The sequence below is a fragment of the Acinetobacter sp. YH12046 genome (assembly GCF_013419905.1).
Classification (GTDB): domain Bacteria; phylum Pseudomonadota; class Gammaproteobacteria; order Pseudomonadales; family Moraxellaceae; genus Acinetobacter.
The window spans coordinates 1-21325 of record NZ_VOZF01000012.1; the positions used below are offsets into that span (position 1 = coordinate 1).

Sequence of the window (21325 nt, forward strand, 5' to 3'; positions counted from 1 at the left end):
ATAATTCAAGTGAATTTGTTTGAAAGAAGAACTTTAAAAGCTTTATTTTCACCCGATAAAATACCCATAAAACAAGAGGAAGCTCATTTGAGCTTCCTCTTGTGAAAAATTGTGGGACAGCAATGGCGCCGTAGCGCTCTTTTTAAAGCTAAAACCTAAACTTTTGACTTAGTAATCAAAACTGAAGTGTTCTGCTGCCAGTGAAGTCATGGTTTTGGATGGATTCACCATTGCTTCAGCATGGCCTTGGGCACGTGGCAATAAACGCTCAAAGTAGAAATCAGCAGTTTTAATTTTCGCTTTGTAGAACTCTGGAACTTCTGCACCATCACCAGCAACCAGTTTCGCTGAAGCCACTGCAGCTTGTTGTGCCCAGAAGTAAGCCATCATTACATAGCCTGAGAACATCAGGAAGTCCACAGAAGCAGAGGATACGATGTCACGGTCTTTACGTGCTGCCAGCATGATACGTACAGTTAACGCATTCCACTGTGCACATAGCTTGGTCAGGTCCCAGGCAAAACGGCGCATGTATTTATTGCGTGCATGCTGTCCACAGAATTTCAGAATTTCAGCGGTGTAATCACGAATCACTTTACCTTTAGAGGTTAGCAGGACCTTACGACCAATCAGGTCAAGTGCCTGAACGCCAGTCGTTCCTTCGTACAGGGTAGAGATACGTGAATCACGAACGATTTGCTCCATGCCCCATTCTTTGATGTAACCATGACCACCAAATACTTGCATACCGTGGTTCGCTGCTTCATAACCCATTTCAGTCAGGAAGCCTTTCAGAATAGGGGTATAGAAACCTAAGTGATCATCCTGCTGTTCAAATTCAGCAGTATCACCACGCAGCAGGGCATCATTCATGTTATCTGCGATTTGTGCTGCATGATAGATCATGGCACGACCACCTTCAGCAATCGCTTTCTGGGTCAACAGCATACGGCGCACATCGGCATGGTGGATGATCGCATCCGCCACTTTTTCTGGATCTTTTTTACCAGACAGGGCACGCATCGACATACGTTCTTTGGCATATGGCAATGCACCCTGGAACGATAGTTCTGCATGACAGATACCTTGGATTGCGGTACCAATACGCGCGGTATTCATGAAGGTAAACATGGCATGCAAGCCTTTGTTTGGCTCGCCAATTAAATAACCCACTGCATTATCAAAGTTCAGTACAGCGGTTGCAGAGGCACGGATCCCCATCTTGTGTTCAATCGAACCACAGTTCACGGCATTACGTTCACCGATGCCGCCATCTTCAGTGGCAATGAATTTCGGTACGATAAACAGGGAAATGCCTTTGGTGCCTTGTGGTGCATCTGGAAGACGTGCCAAAACGATGTGTACGATGTTTTCAGTTAAATCGTGTTCACCCGCAGAAATGAAGATTTTAGTACCAGAAATCGCATAAGTACCATCAGCTTGTGGTTCTGCTTTAGTTTTTACCTGACCCAGATCGGTACCGCATTGTGGCTCAGTCAGGCACATGGTTCCTGACCAGGTACCTGCAACCAGATGCGGTAAATAGGTATTTTTCTGTTCATCAGTACCATACTGGATGATGGTATTGATACAGCCCACGCTCAAACCTGGATACATCTGGAAAGACCAGTTTGCTGTACCCATCATTTCGGATTTGATCAGGTTTAAAGACATCGGCAGGTTTTGACCGCCAAATTCTTCAGGATAAGACAGACCTTGCCAGCCACCTTGCACGAACTGATCATAAGCTTCCTTGAAGCCTTTAGGTGTGCGTACTTCGCCATTTTCAAAATGACAGCCTTCTGCATCGCCGGTCTGGTTCAGTGGAGAAAGTACATTTTCACAGAAATCTGCCGCACCTTCTAGAATCATGTCTACCGTATCTGCATCGGCATATTCGCCATTTGACAGTTTTTGGTAATGTGCAGGGTAATCAAGCACTTCATTCATTAAGAAGCGAATATCACGTAAAGGAGCTTTATATGCTGGCATGCGTTTAATCCTGATTAAAATAGTTTTGGATTATCTGTATCGATTCTATGATTATTCACATTGGGGATAAAAAAACATTGATAAAGACAACAAATAAAAATGTCAGAAAAGCGAATCGAGAAGATCAGACAAGTTTAAAGATTAAATAACGGAACTCTCCATCTTTAAATAAGGCACTTATATTGAAAAATGCTTATCTGTCTGGACTTTAATCAATATTTAGGGAGATTGTCTAGGGGTATTTTTGTATGAATTGTACACGAATGTTAGGGTCTAATCATTGGATAAATCATGTCATTAAATCCAATTTAATTTTATTATTTTTAATGAAAGGAAAAGAGTGAACGGATTAATGGCTAACCCGTTCACCTGAAAAATATTCAGAATTAAAGAAAATCTTTCAACTCAGGTTTTACTCCGTTCCAGATATAGAAAGATTCAATGGCCTGACCGACTAGCATGCCGAAACCTTCAGAAGTAGGGACGCCACGGGCTTGGGCTTGATCCAGAAAAGTGGACGGTTTGCCATAGGCCATTTCATAGGCATGTTTAAACTGTAGAGCTTCAGGTAGTACCAGCGCATCACCACTAAGACTGGCAGAAGTCGCATTAATTACAATATCAAACTCACCGGCTAAATCAGTTAAGGCAATGGCTTGTAACTCCGCTTGAGGCACAGCGTCTTTTAGATCGGCAACCAGTTGTTCTGTACGTGACAAGGTACGGTTAGCAATAACAATCTTCTTCACACCGGCCTGTAGCAATGGATAGATCACGCCGCGAGTCGCGCCACCAGCACCAATAATCAGGATGTCGGTATTTTCCAGAGTCCAGTCAAGAGCACGAATAGCCTCGACTAAGCCTTGTCCGTCAGTATTGTCACCATGCAGAATGCCATCTTTCATCCATAGGGTATTAACGGCTTTGGCGATTTTGGCACGTTCGGTAAGGACTTGGCATTGGGCAAAGGCCTGTTCTTTGAAGGGCACAGTCACATTCATGCCAATACCGCCCTGAGCAAAAAATTCCTGGATATTGGCTGTGAAACCATCCAGTGGGGCAAGGCGTTTGGTATAGGTCAGATTGACCCCGGTTTTGGCAGCGAAAGCCTGATGCAGTTCAGGAGAGCGTGATTGTTCGATGGGGTTGCCAATGACGGCAAATTGCTTGCTCATTTCACCATGTCCATGTGCGGAAATGGCCATTAATATACGTGAAAATGCAGGAGGGCTAAAGCCTGTCAGCAGTGAAAAGCAGGCTAAAGATTAAAGGTTTAGGAACTGCAAATCTCAATAATATGTTCGACAAATAGCAAGGCCATACTAAATAAGGTTCCGGCAATCGTGAGGACACTCACAGAAATGGCAACTACATCTAAAATCAGGTTATGACTGATAACAGCGGTACTAATCGCACTAATACCAAGCGCCAGAAATAGCCAAAAGGCCAACGTAGCAGGATTAAGGTGAAGCTTAAACATTGTTATTTTTACCTAGCAGAATTTATCTTTATCAGAGTCAAGATCAAGGAGTAGATCCTGAAATATCTTTCTGAATTGCAGTATAGAGGATTTATCCATTAAAAAAGCCCTCTATCTGAGGGCAATTTGTATTTAAATATTTTCTGAGGGCAATTTGTATTTAAATATTTTGATTGCTTTATTTTGTTTTTAATTCTGTTAACCAGTCATGCGGTTTAAGGTAGTAATCGGTCAAACGTTTTTCTGGTGATCCTTCAGCCCATTCTGGGCGGTATAACCAGCCGGTAAGAGGTGGCAGGCTGACTAGAATCGATTCAATCCGGCCGCCCGTCTGCAGGCCAAACAGTGTGCCACGGTCATATACCAGATTGTATTCCACATAACGGCCACGACGGTACAGCTGGAAATCACGTTGTGCTTCAGTATAAGACTTGTCTTGGTTACGCTGGAAAATTGGCAGAATGGCCTCTAAATAGCCATTGCCTACAGCCTGCATATACTGAAAACAGGTTTCAAAATCCCATTGATTCAGGTCATCAAAGAATAGACCGCCGACACCGCGCTGCTCATCACGATGTTTTAGATAGAAATAATCATCACACCATTTTTTATGTTCTGGATAAACCTCTTCGCCAAAAGGTGCACACAGGTCATATGCTGTCTGGTGCCATGACAGCACATCTTCATCATTTGGATAGAAAGGGGTGAGGTCAAAACCGCCACCAAACCACCAGATTGGATCCTGACCTTCTTTTTCCGCCACAAATAAACGTACATTGGCATGTGAGGTCGGGACATTCGGATTTTTAGGATGGATAACCAAAGATACACCCATGGCTTGAGCTTTAGCTCCGGCTATATTCGGATGGCGTTCAGTGGCAGAAGCGGGCAGTTTGGAAATATTGATGTGAGAGAACATCACACCGCCTTTTTCAATCACCATACCATTTTGCAGCACGCGTGAACGGCCGCCGCCACCTTCAGGACGTTCCCAGTCATCAATCACAAATTCGGCTGTACCGCCACCGGCACGTTCCTGCTGTTCCAGCGCGGCACAAATCCGGGCTTGCAGGTCGAGGAGAAAATCGCGAACGCGTTGAATATCTGCAGAGGTAGGATGCTGCATCAGAACCCTCATAGGGAAATAAAAAGACTGCTTACATCAAAGCATAAAATGGCCTAAAAATTAAGGTGTTTTTCTGGATGCTCACCATCTGTAACAACATTCAACCTAATGTTTTAGAAGGATGTGTAGAGCATTAAATCCGACCAGACTACTAGGTTGAATTCTTTTTTTGAGCTCCGCACAATAACCTCAACAGCGCTTATGCAGCGCATTAACCTGACTGATAAGGTGGTAGGCATTCATGACTGTGCAGGCAAATTCTCTCATTCAAAAATATAATGTCCCCGGTCCTCGCTACACCAGTTATCCAACCGTACCTTATTGGGAAGAGTCAGGATTTTCACTAGAGCTTTGGAAGCAGACACTAAAACGTTCTTTTCAGGAGTCGAATGCGACTGAAGGCATTAGCCTGTATATCCATCTGCCATTTTGTGAAAGTTTATGTACCTTTTGTGGCTGTCATAAACGGGTGACCAAACGTCATGAAGTCGAGCAACCTTATATACAAGCTGTGCTGAAAGAATGGGAGCTGTATTGTGAGTTATTAGAAGAAAAACCCATCATCAAAGAAATTCATCTTGGTGGTGGGACACCGACGTTCTTTTCCATTGAACATTTAACCCAGCTGATTCAAGGTATTTTGTCCAAAGCCAAGATTGCAGCAGAGCATGAATTCAGCTTCGAAGGTCATCCAAACAATACCACGCGTGAGCATTTGCAAGGCTTGTATGACCTGGGTTTTCGTCGGGTCAGTTATGGCGTGCAGGATTATAATGAAACCGTACAAAAAGCCATTCACCGGATTCAGCCTTATGAAAATGTTAAACAGGTGACTGAATGGGCACGTGAAATTGGTTATGAATCGATTTCGCATGATCTGGTTTTTGGTCTGCCGTTTCAAAGCCTGGAGGATGTCTTAAATACCATCGATCAGACCAATTCCCTATTACCAGACCGTCTGGCCTTATATAGCTATGCACATGTACCTTGGATTAAAGGGAATGGCCAGCGCGGTTTTAAAGATGCTGATGTACCCAAAGATGAGATCAAGCGTCAATGTTATGAAGAGGGTAAGAAAAAGCTCCTGGCGCATGGTTACCATGAAATTGGTATGGATCATTTTGCGCTAGAAAAAGACAGCATGTACCAGTCCTTTCAGTCTGGGACTTTGCACCGCAATTTTATGGGTTATACCGCGTCTAAAACTCAGGTGATGATCGGACTCGGAATTTCTTCGATTAGTGATAGCTGGTATAGCTTTGCGCAGAATGTGAAAACCATTGAAGAATATTATGAACTGCTAGAGCAGAATCAGATTCCAGTGGTGAAAGGCCATATCCTGACTCAGGAAGATCTGATTATTCGTAAACATATCCTGAATCTGATGTGTAGCTTTACTACTTCTTGGGCAAAACCTGACATGAAGTTTGCTGAAATTGATGAAGTTCTAAAGCAGTTGGTGGAAATGCAGCAGGATCAGTTGATCAAAATTGAAGACTCTTCAGTCACGATTTTGGAGAAAGGGAAACCATTTGTACGCAATATTTGCATGGCTTTTGATTTACGTTTAAAGCGTCGTATGCCAGAGAACCGGATTTTCTCGATGACGATCTGAATCTCCCCCTAACCCCCTCTTTTTCAAAGAGGGGGAAAAGCCTCCCTGAGCAAGACTTAAGCATGGCTTTAAGTCGATGCGCAAGAAGGGGAGGTTTGGAGGGGTTAAGTTAAAAGGTCGAAGAGATTTAAAAATAATTAAAAATCTTCCTTCTGATACATATGCGCCATACGCTCATGCTTGGTTTTGAGGTATTGCTCATTGAATGGATTCAGACCCACAGTGAGTGGTACACGGTCCACTACATTAATGCCTTGCTCTTTCAGTGCATCAATTTTTAAAGGGTTATTGGTGATCAAGCGGACGGCTTTTACACCTAAGTGATCCAGCATGATGCTGCACATATCATATTGACGTGCATCTGCCGGTAAATTCAGCATCAGATTGGCATCGACCGTATCATGGCCCTGGTCTTGCAAGGCATATGCACGGATTTTATTGGTCAAGCCAATTCCGCGTCCTTCCTGACGTAAATAAAGAATGACACCGCGACCCACTTCATTAATCAGTTTTTGTGTTGCCTGGAGTTGAGGGCCACAGTCGCATTTTAATGAAGCAAAGGCATCACCGGTTAAACATTCAGAATGTACACGGACCAGCACAGGTTCATCACTTGGTTCTTCTAAGCCTTTAGAAAGAGCGACATGTTCTTCGCCAGTTTTAGGGTCTTGAAAAACAGTAATTTTAAATTCACCATGAGCGGTCGGTAATCTTGAAGTTGCGACAAATTCGATAGGCACAGCTGAACCCGTAAAATCCTAATAAAGTAGCTAAAGTATAGCGTAATGCTTAAACATTAGTAGAATTGCTCAGCTGAATTTATGAAGAACATTTTCTTTTTTGTAGAAAGCGAACGATAATAGTTGATAAATAGTAAGATTATTCAGGATAATCGTAGCCTGCAAATTTTTCACCCCGACGAGATCGCTGTTTAATATTGCATCGCTAGAAGCGTAGCTGAATTGAAGCTGCTACAATTCAACTATATGATCGGTTATTCCCCATTGACCTAGCTTAAGATTTTGCCAGGCTTTAGAAGGCTTTGCCATATATGCTGTATACAGAAATACCAACTCAACGCCCTGTAACACCGTTGCTTGATGCGATCGATCATCCTGAGCAACTGCGTGCACTCGAGCAAAGCCAGCTCACACAAGTGGCGGATGAGTTACGTCAATTCATTTTGTATGCTGCGGGTCAGAGTGGTGGACACTTTGGGGCCAATCTGGGTGTGATTGAGCTCACTGTCGCTTTACATTACTGCTTTAATACGCCACATGATCGCCTGATCTGGGATGTGGGTCATCAGGCTTATCCGCATAAGGCGTTGACCGGACGTCGTGAACAGCTCACTACAATCCGTGCCAAAGATGGCCTGGCTGCATTTCCAGCGCGTGAAGAATCCGAATTTGATACTTTTGGGGTAGGGCATTCATCTACCGCAATTTCTGCTGGTCTCGGCATGGCTTTGGCACGCCGTTATCAGAACAATCCGTGTGAAGTCGTATCAATCATTGGTGATGGCGCCATGACAGCAGGTATGGCTTTTGAAGCGATGAATGATGCTGTGGCACATCAGGCTGACCTGATGGTGGTTCTGAATGACAATGATATGTCGATTTCATGTAGTACTGGTGGTTTTGCCAAGCATCTCGCTGCAATTTGGGAGCGTGGCGAATTCGTCAACGTGACTGAAGATGGTGAGGCTTATGTACAGCCGCATCCGGAATGGCTATATAACTCGCGTTTACATCAAGCTGCAACTGATGCCGCAGATAACCTTTTTAAAGCCATTGGTTTTGATTATTTTGGTCCTTATGATGGCCATGATGTCAAACAGCTGGTACACGTTTTTAAAGCCTTGAAAAAACGTAAAGGTCCACGTCTGATCCACATCTATACCAAAAAAGGTAAGGGCTTTGCGCCAGCAGAATGTGACCAGATTAAATACCATGCGATTAGTAAACTCAATGCAGTTACAGCCCCTAATCTAGCACCGAAATATTCAGATGTATTTGGACAATGGTTATGTGATGAAGCAGCACAGGATAAACGCCTATTGGCGATTACTCCGGCAATGTGTGAAGGTTCAGGCATGGTGCAGTTTGCCAAAGAGTATCCAGAGCGTTTCTTTGATGTTGCCATTGCAGAACAGCATGCAGTGACGCTGGCAGCAGGTATGGCTTGTGAAGGTTTAAAACCGGTCGTCGCAATTTATTCAACTTTCCTGCAACGGGGATATGACCAGTTGGTGCATGATGTAGCGCTGCAAAATCTGGATGTGACGTTTGGGATCGATCGTGCCGGTCTGGTTGGTGAAGATGGTCCAACGCATGCCGGCGCCTATGATTATGCCTATATGCGTACCATTCCGAATCTGGTGATCATGGCACCAAAAGATGAGAATGAATGCCGTCAGATGTTGCATACGGCTTATCTGTATCATGGTCCGGCAGCAGTGCGTTATCCGCGCGGGAATGGACTGGGTGTGGAAATCCAGAAAACCATGACCGAGATGCAGATCGGTCAGGCAGAATTGTTGCTCAGTCTGAACGAACAATATGATGAATATGTTTCGATTCTAGCATTCGGTAGTCGGGTTCAAGCTGCAGTTGAAGCTGCTCAAGTATTTGCCAGCAAGCATGATGTGGGTGTACGCGTGGTAAATATGCGTTTCATCAAACCACTGGATACCAAAATGTTAAACCAACTGGCCCATTCAACCAGCCTGTTTGTTACTGTTGAAGAACATGCAGTCATGGGCGGCGCAGGAAGTGCAGTGAATGAGTATCTGGCTGAAGCTCAAATTGTTAAACCAATCCTGAATCTAGGTTTAGCGGATAGCTTTATGGCACAAGCAACACATAGCCAGATGTTGCAGCAGGCAGGACTTGATAGCCAAGGCATTGAAAAATCAATCAATGAAGCCTGGTCAAAGCTAGGTCAAAGCGTCCTGTTATAAACTCTTAAAAAGTTTCGACACATTTTTTCCCAAAAAGCCCGGATATTTGCTAAAATATGCGGGCTTTTATGCATTATTCTTTATCAGTATCTTCAAATTTGTAGTGGGTGTTCAATGGAACCTATGGTGGTGATGGCTGCGCGTGCGGCTCAATTAGTTGGTCAAGAGCTTTTAAAAGCGCATCAAAATCGTCATAAACTCGATCTGCAAGTCGAAGAAAAAGGCATTGATGGTCCGGTAACGCGTGTAGATCGTTATCTGGAACAGTTGACCATCGATACTCTACGTAAAAGCTATAAAAATCACAGTTTCCTTGGTGAAGAATTTGGTCTGCAAGAAGGTAAAGGTCACGACGCTGATTGGTGTTGGGTGATCGATCCACTTGATGGCACACTAAACTTTATCAACGGTTTTCCGCATTTCTGTATCTCTATCGCAGTTCAGCACAAAGGTGTAACTCAACACGGTGTTATTTATGACCCGGTGAAAGATGAGCTATTCTCTGCGAGCCGTGGTCGTGGTGCGATGCTGAACCAGCGCCGTATCCGTGTAAATGTTAAAGACAGTCTGAACAATACTTTCCTGGCAGTAGGTCATGCTTACCGTACTAAACGTAATGGTGAAGTAGTCTCTTATGCCAAGAATCATTTTGATGCATTGCTCAATGTGACTGAAGCAGGTGCACAATTCCGTCGTGGTGGTTCAGCTGCCTTGGATCTGGCTTATGTCGCTGCTGGTCGTCTTGATGGTTACTTCGAGCTTGGCTTGAAACCTTGGGATATTGCAGCAGGCGAGTTAATCGTGAAAGAAGCGGGCGGTACTGTGGTTGATGCGCGTGGTGGTAGCGATTCTATGGAAAATGGTCAAGTTTTGGCTTGTTCAATGAAAATGCTGAAACCTCTTATGCAAGCAGTTGTTCCTGCTTGGGGTGAGGCAGCGAAATAATCGGGTTTAACGCCGTAAATCGAATATTAAAAAGGTATCTCTCGGGATGCCTTTTTTATTTTTTGAAAATAATTACGGGATAAATATCTTCATATTTAGATGATTCACAGCCTTGATAAAAAGAAAATTGACCAGCTGGAGAATTAATTACATTTCTTTTCTTGTTTAAGTCTTAGAAATTGATGAAGAAATTAGCAGTTAAACAAAATAATCTGAAAAGCGGATGACTTTATGAATAATCCTGCTATAATCTGCGCACGCACTTAATTTCTGTTCGTCACCTGAACATTTCTCTTCTTATCATTGTGTATGCGCGTGCGGTCCAAAGAGAGGACGATATCTCGCGCCCCAATCGCTAAAGCGATTCCTTCAGGTTATGCCGTAATCATGCGTGCGTTATATCACATCGTCGTTACTCGGATCGCCGCTGAATCATCTCTTTTCAGCGTTTAATTGCTGTACCGCTTTTTGTCGATGTCCATTTGACTTTATTTTTAATGGAGCACCCAATTTCCGGGTGGAATACTCTATGAGCAAAACTTTTGCTGAATTTTCTTTGCATGAATCGTTACAACAAGCCCTTCAAGGCTTAGGTTTTACTACTCCGACTCCTGTACAAGAACAATCTATCCCTGCTGCACTAGAAGGTAAAGACCTTTTAGTATCTAGCCAGACAGGTTCGGGTAAAACCGCTGCGTTCCTTCTCCCAACTTTGAACGCACTTGCTAACCAAGATACTTTCGTACCATTTAAAGAACGTATGAAAGCGGTGACTCAACCGACTATTCTGGTGATTTCACCAACTCGTGAATTGGCACAACAAGTATGCCAAGACGCGATTGCATTTGTACGTCACATGAAAGGTGTTCGTATTGCTGCAATTATGGGTGGTATGCCATTTGGTAAACAAATCCAGCAGTTAAAAGGTGCACAGGTTGTTGTAGCAACTCCAGGCCGTTTACTTGACCTTGTTAACCGTCGTCAAATCAAACTTGACAAAGTTGACTCGCTGATCGTCGACGAAGCTGACCGCATGCTAGACCTTGGCTTCTCTGAAGACCTGGAAGCAATCGGTGACTTGGCTGCAAACCGTAAACAAACACTGATGTTCTCTGCAACTTTCGCTCCACGTATCATTACCCTTGCTGAACGCATGATGAATGAGCCAGAGCGTATTGCAATTGAAACTGGTCACTCTACCAATACTGACATTACCCAGACTTTACACTGGACTGATGGCTTTGAGCACAAGAAAAAACTTCTTACTCACTGGTTAAACGAAGAAGATGTTGATCAGGCAGTGGTCTTTGCTTCTACTCAAGAAGATACAGATATGCTGGCTGAAGAACTTACTGAAGCAGGTTTATCAGTTGTTGCTCTGCATGGTGCGATGCCACAAACCGTTCGTAACCGTCGTCTGCGCAGTATCCGTGAAGGTCGTGCAAAAATCCTGGTTGCAACTGACGTTGCAGCACGTGGTCTAGACGTACCGACAATCTCTCACGTGATCAACTTTGGTCTTCCTATGAAGAACGAAGACTATGTACACCGTATCGGTCGTACAGGTCGTGCGGGCCGTACCGGTAAAGCAATTACTTTAGCGACTTATCGTGAACGCGGTAAAATCCGTGCACTAGAAGACTTCCTTGAAGCTCGTCTAAATGTATCTGAAATTGAAGGTCTTGAGCCATCTCCACCTCCTGCACGCGGTAGCCGTGATGGCGCTGGTCGTGGTCGTGGCGGTCGTCGTGATGGCGGTCGTGGCTTCGGTGGTGGTCGTCGTTTCGAAGGCGAGAGCAATTTCAAACGTCGTGAAGGTGGTGATGACCGTCCACGTCGTAGCTTCGATGACAAACCTCGTGGCGAACGTCCTGCGTTCGGTGGCGAAGATCGTCCACGTCGTGACTTCAACAGCGATCGTCCACGTCGTGAAGGCGGTTTCGGTGATCGTCCACGTCGTGACTTCAATGAAGACCGTCCACGTCGCGAGTTTAACAATGATCGCCCACGTCGTGACTTCGGTGACCGTCCTCGTTTCGAAGGTAATGATGACAACCGCGGTAACCGTGTAGATTACAAACCACGTCGTGAAGGTTCTTTCGGTGACCGTCCTAAACGTGATTTTGGTGATCGTCCTGCTCCACGTCGTGAAGGTGGTTTCGGTGACCGTCCTAAACGTGATTTCGGTGATCGTCCAGCACGTCGCGAAGGTGGTTTCGGTGATCGTCCAGCACGTTCATTCGGTGATGACCGTCCAAAACGTGACTTTGGTGACCGTCCAGCGCGTCGCAACTTTGATGACAAGCCACGTGGCGAGCGTTCATTCGGTGAAGATCGTCCACGTCGTAAATTCAATGACTAATTGAATAACGTCTGAAAAAAAACCAGCCTGAGTGCTGGTTTTTTTTATGCATTGATTTTTTGTTTTTTCAGCATAAAATGCCTAATTCATTAACTTTTTCTAGGTTTATGATGATCCGTAATCTGAAAGTGTCTTTTTATAGTCTTTCATATTATTGAGGGGTACATGTCCTACATTGCGGTAACTTTGCTTTTGTTCAATCTGATTTATTATGTATATCGTTTTTTAAATGGATCATAGTCTGTTAAAATCGCGTCGAAATAAAATTTTTGATTACTAGAAATATATGGCCAGGCATGGAGCATTATGTTTTCCATGAACTTGACCCTTCATTTTCAAATGCTAACATGTTGAACTTCGTTCTTTTGTCATATGCATGCTGAAAAAATGCAGGAATAAACTCAGCTATGAATAATCAAACAGCGCAGGATCCTCAGTCTTTGATTGAAGTCAAGAATTTGAGTTTCAAGCGGGGTGAGCGTGTAATTTATGACGATGTCAGTTTAAACATTCGTCGTGGGCAGATTACCGCCATTATGGGACCTTCCGGAACTGGTAAAACCACTTTATTAAGATTGATCGGCGGGCAACTGACGCCTGAACAGGGTCAGGTTTTACTGGACGGTAAAGATATTGCCAAGATGTCCCGTTCCGAGCTTTTTTCTGCACGTGCACGTATGGGGATGCTGTTCCAAAGTGGCGCTCTGTTTACCGACATGAGCGTCTATGAAAATGTTGCCTTTCCGATTCGTGCGCATACCAAATTGCCTGAACATTTGATTGCTGAAATCGTGGCTTTGAAACTCGAATCAGTAGGACTGCGTGGGGCAGAGCAGATGATGCCTTCAGAGCTGTCTGGCGGGATGAATCGCCGGGTGGCTTTGGCTCGGGCGATTGCACTGGACCCTGAACTGATCATGTACGATGAACCTTTTGCCGGGCAGGATCCGATTGTGATGGGGGTTTTAACTCGACTAATCCGCTCTCTACGTGAAGCACTGGATTTAACAACCATTATTGTTTCGCATGATGTGGCAGAGACTTTATCGATTGCCGATTACATTTATGTAGTCGCAGAAGGCAAAATCCAGGGTGAGGGCACAGCAGAAGAATTGAAAAATCATCCTTCAGCCTTTGTGCAGCAGTTCCTAACCGGTTCGGTTGAAGGCCCGGTAGATTATCAGTTTAGTCATCAGGCTTATTTAAGTGATGAGGTACGTTCATGAATGCCATTGCTGCCTTAGGTAGACGCGTTATTGAACGTGTTCAGGGGATTGGTGTTGCAACACTGATGCTGTTGCAGATTCTCTTTTCCATGCCGACCTGGCTTGGAGTAAAGCTGTTTGTTTATCAGATGTATCGGGTCGGGGTGCTGTCCCTCTTGATCATTGCGGTATCTGGCCTGTTTATTGGTTCGGTACTCGGTTTGCAGATGTATACCATCCTGTCGACATTCGGTAGTGAAGCGATGCTTGGTACTGCAGTAGCTTTAACCTTGTTACGTGAATTGGCACCTGTGGTTGCTGCCTTACTATTTGCGGGTCGTGCCGGTTCTGCCTTAACTGCCGAAATTGGTCTGATGAAAGCGACCGAGCAATTGTCCAGTATGGAAATGATCGGGGTAGATCCCTTAAAACGGGTGATTTCGCCACGCCTTTGGGCCGGTATTTTTAGCTTGCCCATGCTCTCTGTAATCTTTGCTGCGGTCGGGATTATGGGCGGAAAAATGGTAGGCGTTGATTTTCTGGGTGCAGATGAAGGCGCATATTGGAGTGGCATGGAAAGTACCGTGCGATTCTATAAAGATGTCCTGAATGGCACCATTATCAAGAGTTTTGTTTTCGCATTAATTTGTACCTGGATCGCGGTTTATCAGGGTTATGCCTGTGAACCAACATCAGAAGGTATCGCAACTTCTACAACACGTACGGTCGTCTATTCTTCGCTGTGCGTATTAGGTTTTGATTTCGTGTTGACTGCGGTCATGTTCGGAGGTATTTAATGAAATCACGTACTAGTGAGCTGGCCGTTGGTGTTTTTGTCATTCTTTTCGGTATCGCCCTGTTTTTTTTGGCGATGCGTGTCAGCGGTTTGGTAGGCACCAATATTTCTGATAGCTATCAGATGACAGCGACTTTTGAAAATGTAAATGGCATCAAGCCACGCGCTAAAGTTGCTTTAAGTGGGGTGAAAGTCGGTCAGGTTGATAAAATTACGCTGGATCCGGTGACCCGTTTAGCCACTGTCCATATGACGCTGGATGGCTCTCTGACTTCTTTTAATGCCGAGCAGCTCAAGCAGGTTCAGCAGGAAGCATTGGAAGAGTTACGTTATAGTTCAGACTATACCGCAGCCGATCTTGCGCAACAAAAAACAATGGAAAAACAACTATTAGATAACATGAAATCCATCACCAATATTGATGAAGATGCTTACATTATGGTAGCAACAAATGGTTTATTGGGTGAAAAGTATCTGAAAATTATTCCAGGTGGCGGTCTGACTTACTTGAAACGTGGTGAGCAGATTGCGAACACTCAAGGCACCATGGAAATTGAAGATTTAGTGACGAAATTTATTACCGGTGGTGCCGGAAAATCTTCAGATAGTCAGGAAAGTGCCTCAGAAGAAGCTGCATTTTCAGAAACAACAAATGCAGAACCGGCATTTGTTGAATAACAGATTGAGGAGATTTGAGTGAAGACTTTAGTAAAACAAACGCTTGCTGCAAGCATTCTTTCAACAATGGTTGCTGGTACAGTGTTTGCTGCACCGTCTGAAGCCCCACCTGCTTTTATTAAAAGAGTTGCAGACAATTTGATTGATCGTCTTAAAACCGATCATGCCAAATTGCAGAATAATCCTGCGCTTGTGAAAACGATTGTCCGTCAGAACCTTGACCCGTATATCGATTCACAATCGTTTACCCGGATTGTGATGGGGACTTATGCGACCAATCAGTATAGTACTGCGGCGCAGCGTGCACAGTTTGAAAAGAACTTCCGTGAAACCCTGATTGAAAATTATGGTACGGCTTTCTCTAAGTTCAGTAACCAGACTTACAGCGTTCGTCCTTATAAGGCGACTAACAGCAAAAATCCTGTAGTGACCATCGACTTTAATAACAAAGGCGAGAAAATTCCGGTTGCCTTCCAGCTGGTTGATAAAGGTTCACAATGGAAAATCCGTAACATCAATGTTTCTGGTATTAACCTAGGCCTGCAGTTCCGTAACCAGTTTGCGGCTACAGTAAAACGTAATGGTGGTAACTTGGATAAAGCCATTGCTAACTTCAAGCCAGATGCAGAAGCGGCGATTGACAAGAAAAAATAAGATAGGTGAGCTGTGATTCAATTCAATAATCAGGAACTGCAGGTTTCAGGCAAGATTGACGCTGACAATGCGCAGAACTATTACCTAGATGGTCTGCGTGTTATTCACTCACAGGGCAAGTTTCCTGTGGTAGTTAATTTGGCTGGACTTGAGCAGGGTAGTACTTTGGCTTTGGCAGTTCTGGTGCGCTGGTTGCGCCAAACTCCGCAAGCACGAGGGCTACAGTTTAAAGCGGTTCCTGAGAAAATGATGAAGATTATTCAGGCCTGTCATTTGCAGGATGATTTACAGATCATTCAGTAAATAAAAAAGCACCGAAAGGTGCTTTTTTATTTACCGGTATGTTTTAAAAAAAGTTCCTCCTTTTCTCAAAGGAAGCTTAGGAGGGATTAGTTAATTAATCTCTCCCTAACCCTCTCCTGAAAGGAGAGGGAACTTGTATTTTAAAAAAGTGGAGAATTGGGCCTGGACTCGAACTTTAAGCAAATATTGGAAGTCTTTTCTCTCTGAGCGAGATTTAAAGCACTGCCTTAAATCTAAGCACAAGAGAGTTAATTCTCACCTCACCCTTGAGCAGCAGTGCTGCACATCACCTGAAAAGAGAGGGAGCTTCCTCCCTAAGGAGAAATTAGGAGGGATTCTAAATCCACTTCTTCCATCTAAAGTAAATCAATGGCCCAATCAGGAAGCCCATAATAATAATGTTCACCATCACAAAGCTCATCGAACCTTGAGCGAAGGGCAAGACATCAGTGTTCATCCCGTAAATACTGGCAATCAGCATGGGTGGCGCAAGCATACTCGGTAAAATCGAGAAGCGACGGATCGTATCATTCTGTTCAGTGTTAATGAATCCGGACGTGGTATCCAGCAAGAATCGGACTTTTTGGAACAGGAAGGCATCATGCTCGACCAGTGAGCGGACGTCTTCACTGAGTTCTCGAATATCTGCATCATAAATATGACTGCCTAAGGCTCGTGGACGTGACAGGAAGGTAAGTACCCGTCGTAAATCGATCAGACACAGCTGAGCTTTTCCGAGCATATCTTCCAGTTGAGCCAGACGGGTAATCATGTCGTCCAGATCCAGGATCTGTTCACGATGCCGGTTATTCAGAACTTCGGTTGAGTATTTTTCCAGATCCTTATGTACGTCTTCCAGAATATCGGCCAACTCATCCAATTTAGCTTCGAGCAAACCCAGCAGAATCCAAGTTGGATCTTTATAGTCAATATCATAATCATTGCGACGCGCACGGGCACGAAAGGCCCGGAAAGCTACCAGCTTTTCACCACGCAGGGTAAAGAGCCGGTCCTTATGCAAAATGAAAGCGACTGTCTGAACCGTCGCGAGGATGCTGGCATCATCCTCATGTTCACTTTCGACCTGATAATTTTTATTTTTCGTTAAGAAATAGGTACTGATGTGCAAAATACCGTCATCATCACGGTAAAATCGGGCACTCGAAGAAATATCTTCCAGAGATTTTAAGGTGGGCAGGTTTTGCTCATAGGCATCCAGAATCCATTGCTGTTCTTCCTGTGAAGGCGCAATTAAATCTATCCAAACCAGTTCCGGATGCAGGTCGAAATCACCATTGATGGTGGCATCTTCTAGGCTACCGCGCTCTGTGGCGTAAAAGGCTTCAAGCATGCTGTCTTTTCTCCCTTGCGCAGTAAGTTAATCTAAATGCGTGTATTTTAGACAAGGAATTGAATAAAAACACTGATTGTGCAGTTATTTTTGAAAAAAAACTCTCAGGCGCTGCCTGCGTACTATATACCGGCAATGCAATGGTGAAAATGATGAATTCTATCGCAATTTTCTGTGGCTCAGCGCTAGGTTCTGAACCTGGTTATAAACAAATTGCTGAAAAGGTAGGCCAAACTCTGGCAAAAAGACAGCAAACACTGATTTATGGTGGTGGTCGTTCCGGATTAATGGGCATTGTAGCGGATAGTGCCTTGGCTGCAGGGGGCGAGGTTATTGGTGTTATTCCAAGACCCTTGGTGAATCGTGAACTGGCACATCCACATATTACCAAGCTGTATGTGGTCGATAATATGCATGAGCGTAAGACCAAAATGTCAGAACTCTCCGATGGTTTTATTGCCATTCCGGGTGGGGCGGGAACGCTCGAGGAAATTTTTGAGCAATGGACTTGGGCTCAGCTCGGGATTCATAAAAAACCTTGTGCTTTTCTCAATATCGATGGCTTTTATGATGATTTGCTGAAATTTATTCAGATGACCACGGACAAGGGTTTTACCAAGCCACGTTTTACTGAATCCCTGATCGTGAGTGATGACTTCGAAGAAATTTTACAGAAATTTCAAGACTACCAGCCGCCTGAAGCAAAATGGGGTATGGTCGATCAGGAAGATCTCGTAAAATAAGTGTTTTCCACTTGATCGTTCCGAATTCATGAAAATTATTACCGTCGCAGCTGCCATTATTTTGAATTCAGATCAGCAGCTGCTGGTGGTTCGTAAGAAAAATACTGACTGTTTTATGCAAGTGGGTGGCAAGCTGGAACCGGATGAAGCACCTGAACGCACCCTGCTACGTGAAATTAAGGAAGAAATTGGTTGTCAGGCTGAGATTCAGCAATTTATCGGGTGTTTTGAAACTCAAACTGCCAATGAACCGGATCATCAACTGGTTAGTTATGTTTATCTGGTGCAGTTAGATGGCGAACCACATATTGAAGCTGAGATTGCCGAGATGAAATGGGTGGATCTGGATCAGAAAGATGTGAAACTTGCACCTTTAACTACAGAAATTGTCATACCTTGGGTTAAAAAGAACTTACTGGCCCAAGCCTGATTTAAAGTTTGGCTCCCGCCAGACAGGCGGCATAAATCTGCTGACAGCCCAGTTTTTCCAGTTGCTGGCTCAAAGCTCGAATTGAGCTGCCAGTCGTAACCACATCATCAATAATTAAAACCTTACGATAACGGACTTTTGAAGAGATAGTGACCCTGAACTGGGCTTCAATATCTTCGATACGTTCCAGACGGCTTAAGCCTTTTTGTGAATGTTGCTTGAGTCGTTCAATTGGTTGCCAGACGGGAACTTGCAAGTGTTTAGCTACATGCTTGGCCAGCAACAAAGATTGATTATAGCCACGTTCAACCAGTCGTTCGGTTGAAATCGGCATAGGAACCACTGCACTGACTTTAGGAAATTTTAAGGTTAGTAATGCACCTGCCAATAATGGTTCCAGATGCAGCTTCTGCTCATATTTAAATAATTGAATCAGGCGATCCATCGGGTAGGCATAGTCACAAGCCACCTGAAACTGCATTTCCTGACGCTGAATAGTCTGATGTGCCCAAGGTAACTGTTGCCAGCAATCCTGACAGACAGAATGCAGGTTTTGATAATCTGTCTGGCACAGCTGACAAGGCTGTAAACGATTCAGCCAGAGTTTACCCTGTTGTAACAGCTTAAACATAGGCATAGCGTGGAGCCTCAGGTAGCCAGCGTTTTAATAATGCATCCGCCTGTTTCGGATAATCTTTTAACATCTGCTGGGCGACATAATGCGCCTGATTCAGCAAGTGATCATCACGTGCCAGTTTGGCTACACGGAAACCCATATCACCGGTCTGTTTGGTTCCTAACAATTCACCCGGACCACGTAATTCCAGGTCTTTCTCGGCAATGATAAAGCCATCATTGGTTTCGCGCATGATACGCAGACGTTCCTGACCATTTTGTGACAATGGATTTTTATAGAGCAGGGCACAGAAACTGGCTTTGGCACCACGACCCACCCGACCACGCAGCTGATGTAGTTGTGACAGGCCAAGCCGTTCGGCATTTTCAATCACCATAATCGAAGCATTCGGGACATCAACACCGACTTCGATCACAGTTGTAGCAATGAGTAGCTGCAGTTTATTGTCTTTGAATTCCTGCATGACTGCCTGTTTTTCATCGGCTTTCATTTTGCCATGTACCAGACCGATATTCAGTTCAGGGAAGCGTTCCTTGATCTCGGCAAAGGTTGCTTCTGCGGCTTGAGCATCCAGAGTTTCCGACTGTTCCACCAAAGTACAGACCCAATAAGCCTGTTTACCTTCAGCACAATTCGTGGCAATCCGTTGCAGAACCTCTTCGCGACGATCCAGCGGAATGGTCACAGTCTGGATCGGAGTACGACCCGGTGGCAATTCATCAATAATTGACGTATCCAGATCGCCATACGCCGACATAGCAAGCGTGCGTGGAATCGGGGTTGCGGTCATCACCAATTGATGCGGCGACATGCCATCCAAGCCTTTATTTCTCAAGGCTAAGCGTTGATCGACCCCAAAACGATGCTGCTCATCAATAATTACTAAGCCCAGTTTGGCAAACTCGACATTTTCCTGAAACAGGGCATGTGTGCCCACCACCAGATGCGCGCTACCATCACGGATCACTTGCTCTGCTGTAGTACGCGCTTTACCTTTCTGCTTGCCGGAAAGCCAGGCGACATTTAAACCGAGTGGTTCGAACCAGCGCTTGAAGTTGAGGTAATGCTGTTCGGCCAGAATTTCAGTTGGCGCCATCAGCGCGACTTGCCAGCCTTCTTCTAGGGCATGACAGGCTGCTACGCCGGCAACCAAGGTTTTTCCTGCACCCACATCACCCTGCACCAGACGTAGCATCGGTTTATTCTGTTTCAGGTCTATAGCAATTTCCTTAGATACGCGTTTTTGCGCACCGGTCATTTCGAAAGGCAAACCGGCCAAAAGCTGTTTGGCATAGGTCTTACTTGGAGAAAATGAAGGGGCTTCAATCTGCTGAATAAAAGCACGCCGGGTCAGCAAACTGATTTGATGTGCCACCAGTTCCTCAAAAATCAGACGCTGCTGTGCCGGATGTGAGCCTTGAGTGAGCTGCAACATATTGGCGTCCAATGGCGGATGATGAATATATTCCAGTGCCTGCTTCAGGCCATAACCATTGCTAAATTTTTGTGGCAACAGTTCAGGCAAATCATCACTGTGCAGTTCTAGTGCCTGTTTAATATATTCCCGCAGCTTGGGCTGAGTCAGTCCTTCGGTTGCCGGATAGATCGAGGTGAGTTGGGTATGAGGCAGAGGCGTATGTTCAGTAATGACTTGCAGCTCTGGATGATACATTTCCAGACCACGGGCACCGACTCGCACTTCACCAAAGACTCTTAAACGGTTACCGAGCTTGCAGCGATCGGTAATGCCTTTATAAATATGATAAAAACGCAACGTTACTTTGCCAGAATTATCATCCAGTAAAACTGCCATGGACTTACGTTTACCAGGTGGGAAGTCAATTCCTTTCACGACACCTTCCAGCAAATAGCTGCGTCCCACTGTCAATTGATTCATGGGAATGATCGTGCTACGGTCTTCATAGTCACGTGGTAGATGAAAAAGCAAATCATCAGTATTAAAGATATTTAGTTTTTCGAGTAAAGCAGCGGCGGCATTGCCAACGCCTTGTAACTGATGGACTGCAGCCATGTCCCCTCAACCAG

At 44.7% G+C, this 21325-nt stretch carries 19 protein-coding genes; 11 read left to right on the forward strand and 8 right to left on the reverse strand.

Annotated features, from left to right (window positions below; all coding sequences use genetic code 11):
• Nucleotides 1–168: 168 nt before the first annotated feature.
• The 4 genes from FTU03_RS08640 to hemF form a co-directional block, all read right to left on the reverse strand.
• Entirely contained in the window at nucleotides 169–1992 is a 1824-nt protein-coding gene (locus FTU03_RS08640) for an acyl-CoA dehydrogenase C-terminal domain-containing protein (RefSeq protein WP_166135889.1), read from the reverse strand.
• Nucleotides 1993–2378: 386 nt separating this feature from the next.
• The gene (aroE, locus tag FTU03_RS08645) at nucleotides 2379–3167 is read right to left on the reverse strand and encodes a shikimate dehydrogenase (RefSeq protein WP_179992757.1); all 789 of its coding nucleotides are present in this window, start codon (nucleotides 3165–3167) and stop codon (nucleotides 2379–2381) included.
• 98 nt (nucleotides 3168–3265) lie between these two features.
• The gene (locus FTU03_RS08650; protein WP_004786985.1) at nucleotides 3266–3472 is read right to left on the reverse strand and encodes a hypothetical protein; all 207 of its coding nucleotides are present in this window, start codon (nucleotides 3470–3472) and stop codon (nucleotides 3266–3268) included.
• 178 nt (nucleotides 3473–3650) lie between these two features.
• Nucleotides 3651–4598 carry an oxygen-dependent coproporphyrinogen oxidase gene (gene hemF, locus FTU03_RS08655; RefSeq protein ID WP_179992758.1) on the reverse strand — a complete coding sequence of 316 codons (948 nt, stop codon included), beginning with the start codon at nucleotides 4596–4598 and terminating at the stop codon, nucleotides 3651–3653.
• 241 nt (nucleotides 4599–4839) lie between these two features.
• On the opposite strand from hemF, the gene hemN reads away from it, so the two are divergent.
• Nucleotides 4840–6213 (forward strand): oxygen-independent coproporphyrinogen III oxidase, encoded by a 1374-nt coding sequence (gene hemN, locus FTU03_RS08660; RefSeq protein WP_179992759.1) that lies wholly within the window; start codon nucleotides 4840–4842, stop codon nucleotides 6211–6213.
• A gap of 137 nt (nucleotides 6214–6350) precedes the next feature.
• Here hemN and ribA read toward each other — a convergent pair whose 3' ends face one another.
• Nucleotides 6351–6953 carry a GTP cyclohydrolase II gene (gene ribA / locus FTU03_RS08665; protein ID WP_004786979.1) on the reverse strand — a complete coding sequence of 201 codons (603 nt, stop codon included), beginning with the start codon at nucleotides 6951–6953 and terminating at the stop codon, nucleotides 6351–6353.
• A 311-nt stretch (nucleotides 6954–7264) separates the two neighbouring features.
• Here ribA and dxs point away from each other — a divergent pair, with 311 nt between their 5' ends.
• From dxs to FTU03_RS08705, 8 genes are all read left to right on the forward strand, one after another.
• Nucleotides 7265–9175 carry a 1-deoxy-D-xylulose-5-phosphate synthase gene (gene dxs, locus FTU03_RS08670; protein ID WP_179992760.1) on the forward strand — a complete coding sequence of 637 codons (1911 nt, stop codon included), beginning with the start codon at nucleotides 7265–7267 and terminating at the stop codon, nucleotides 9173–9175.
• A 114-nt stretch (nucleotides 9176–9289) separates the two neighbouring features.
• Nucleotides 9290–10120: an inositol monophosphatase family protein gene (locus FTU03_RS08675; protein WP_004786976.1), complete on the forward strand. Its 831-nt coding sequence runs from the start codon at nucleotides 9290–9292 to the stop codon at nucleotides 10118–10120.
• A gap of 529 nt (nucleotides 10121–10649) precedes the next feature.
• Nucleotides 10650–12482: a DEAD/DEAH box helicase gene (locus tag FTU03_RS08680; protein ID WP_179992761.1), complete on the forward strand. Its 1833-nt coding sequence runs from the start codon at nucleotides 10650–10652 to the stop codon at nucleotides 12480–12482.
• Between the two features lie 407 nt (nucleotides 12483–12889).
• Nucleotides 12890–13708, forward strand: a complete 819-nt coding sequence (locus FTU03_RS08685; protein ID WP_179992762.1) for an ABC transporter ATP-binding protein — start codon at nucleotides 12890–12892, stop codon at nucleotides 13706–13708.
• Nucleotides 13705–14484 carry a lipid asymmetry maintenance ABC transporter permease subunit MlaE gene (gene mlaE, locus FTU03_RS08690; protein ID WP_004786970.1) on the forward strand — a complete coding sequence of 260 codons (780 nt, stop codon included), beginning with the start codon at nucleotides 13705–13707 and terminating at the stop codon, nucleotides 14482–14484. Before FTU03_RS08685 ends, mlaE begins: the two co-directional genes overlap by 4 nt.
• A complete protein-coding gene (locus FTU03_RS08695; RefSeq protein ID WP_179992763.1) occupies nucleotides 14484–15161 on the forward strand; it encodes an outer membrane lipid asymmetry maintenance protein MlaD in 678 nt (225 codons plus the stop codon). Before mlaE ends, FTU03_RS08695 begins: the two co-directional genes overlap by 1 nt.
• An 18-nt stretch (nucleotides 15162–15179) precedes the next feature.
• On the forward strand, nucleotides 15180–15815 hold the full coding sequence (locus tag FTU03_RS08700) for an ABC transporter substrate-binding protein (protein ID WP_179992764.1): 636 nt from the start codon (nucleotides 15180–15182) through the stop codon (nucleotides 15813–15815).
• A gap of 12 nt (nucleotides 15816–15827) precedes the next feature.
• Nucleotides 15828–16118 carry a lipid asymmetry maintenance protein MlaB gene (locus tag FTU03_RS08705; RefSeq protein ID WP_159122637.1) on the forward strand — a complete coding sequence of 97 codons (291 nt, stop codon included), beginning with the start codon at nucleotides 15828–15830 and terminating at the stop codon, nucleotides 16116–16118.
• A gap of 337 nt (nucleotides 16119–16455) precedes the next feature.
• Here FTU03_RS08705 and FTU03_RS08710 read toward each other — a convergent pair whose 3' ends face one another.
• A complete protein-coding gene (locus FTU03_RS08710) occupies nucleotides 16456–17469 on the reverse strand; it encodes a CorA family divalent cation transporter (protein ID WP_159122636.1) in 1014 nt (337 codons plus the stop codon).
• Between the two features lie 152 nt (nucleotides 17470–17621).
• Between FTU03_RS08710 and FTU03_RS08715 the strand changes: the two genes are divergently transcribed.
• The gene (locus tag FTU03_RS08715; protein ID WP_179992765.1) at nucleotides 17622–18212 is read left to right on the forward strand and encodes a TIGR00730 family Rossman fold protein; all 591 of its coding nucleotides are present in this window, start codon (nucleotides 17622–17624) and stop codon (nucleotides 18210–18212) included.
• Between the two features lie 28 nt (nucleotides 18213–18240).
• Nucleotides 18241–18642 carry an NUDIX domain-containing protein gene (locus FTU03_RS08720; protein WP_166135917.1) on the forward strand — a complete coding sequence of 134 codons (402 nt, stop codon included), beginning with the start codon at nucleotides 18241–18243 and terminating at the stop codon, nucleotides 18640–18642.
• A 1-nt stretch (nucleotide 18643) separates the two neighbouring features.
• Here the strand turns inward: FTU03_RS08720 and FTU03_RS08725 are convergent, their stop codons facing one another.
• Both FTU03_RS08725 and recG read right to left on the reverse strand, forming a co-directional pair.
• The gene (locus tag FTU03_RS08725) at nucleotides 18644–19279 is read right to left on the reverse strand and encodes a ComF family protein (RefSeq protein ID WP_034701455.1); all 636 of its coding nucleotides are present in this window, start codon (nucleotides 19277–19279) and stop codon (nucleotides 18644–18646) included.
• The gene (gene recG / locus FTU03_RS08730; protein ID WP_179992766.1) at nucleotides 19266–21311 is read right to left on the reverse strand and encodes an ATP-dependent DNA helicase RecG; all 2046 of its coding nucleotides are present in this window, start codon (nucleotides 21309–21311) and stop codon (nucleotides 19266–19268) included. The genes FTU03_RS08725 and recG overlap by 14 nt, the downstream gene beginning before the upstream one ends.
• Nucleotides 21312–21325 lie beyond the last annotated feature (14 nt).

Coding starts and splice junctions, on each gene's coding strand:
- FTU03_RS08640 (WP_166135889.1), bottom strand. CDS start 1,992: ATGCCAGCATATAAAGCTCCTTTACGTGATATTCGCTTCTTAATGAAT.
- aroE (WP_179992757.1), bottom strand. CDS start 3,167: ATGAGCAAGCAATTTGCCGTCATTGGCAACCCCATCGAACAATCACGC.
- FTU03_RS08650 (WP_004786985.1), bottom strand. CDS start 3,472: ATGTTTAAGCTTCACCTTAATCCTGCTACGTTGGCCTTTTGGCTATTT.
- hemF (WP_179992758.1), bottom strand. CDS start 4,598: ATGCAGCATCCTACCTCTGCAGATATTCAACGCGTTCGCGATTTTCTC.
- hemN (WP_179992759.1), top strand. CDS start 4,840: ATGACTGTGCAGGCAAATTCTCTCATTCAAAAATATAATGTCCCCGGT.
- dxs (WP_179992760.1), top strand. CDS start 7,265: ATGCTGTATACAGAAATACCAACTCAACGCCCTGTAACACCGTTGCTT.
- FTU03_RS08675 (WP_004786976.1), top strand. CDS start 9,290: ATGGAACCTATGGTGGTGATGGCTGCGCGTGCGGCTCAATTAGTTGGT.
- FTU03_RS08680 (WP_179992761.1), top strand. CDS start 10,650: ATGAGCAAAACTTTTGCTGAATTTTCTTTGCATGAATCGTTACAACAA.
- FTU03_RS08685 (WP_179992762.1), top strand. CDS start 12,890: ATGAATAATCAAACAGCGCAGGATCCTCAGTCTTTGATTGAAGTCAAG.
- mlaE (WP_004786970.1), top strand. CDS start 13,705: ATGAATGCCATTGCTGCCTTAGGTAGACGCGTTATTGAACGTGTTCAG.
- FTU03_RS08695 (WP_179992763.1), top strand. CDS start 14,484: ATGAAATCACGTACTAGTGAGCTGGCCGTTGGTGTTTTTGTCATTCTT.
- FTU03_RS08710 (WP_159122636.1), bottom strand. CDS start 17,469: ATGCTTGAAGCCTTTTACGCCACAGAGCGCGGTAGCCTAGAAGATGCC.
- FTU03_RS08715 (WP_179992765.1), top strand. CDS start 17,622: ATGAATTCTATCGCAATTTTCTGTGGCTCAGCGCTAGGTTCTGAACCT.
- FTU03_RS08720 (WP_166135917.1), top strand. CDS start 18,241: ATGAAAATTATTACCGTCGCAGCTGCCATTATTTTGAATTCAGATCAG.
- FTU03_RS08725 (WP_034701455.1), bottom strand. CDS start 19,279: ATGCCTATGTTTAAGCTGTTACAACAGGGTAAACTCTGGCTGAATCGT.
- recG (WP_179992766.1), bottom strand. CDS start 21,311: ATGGCTGCAGTCCATCAGTTACAAGGCGTTGGCAATGCCGCCGCTGCT.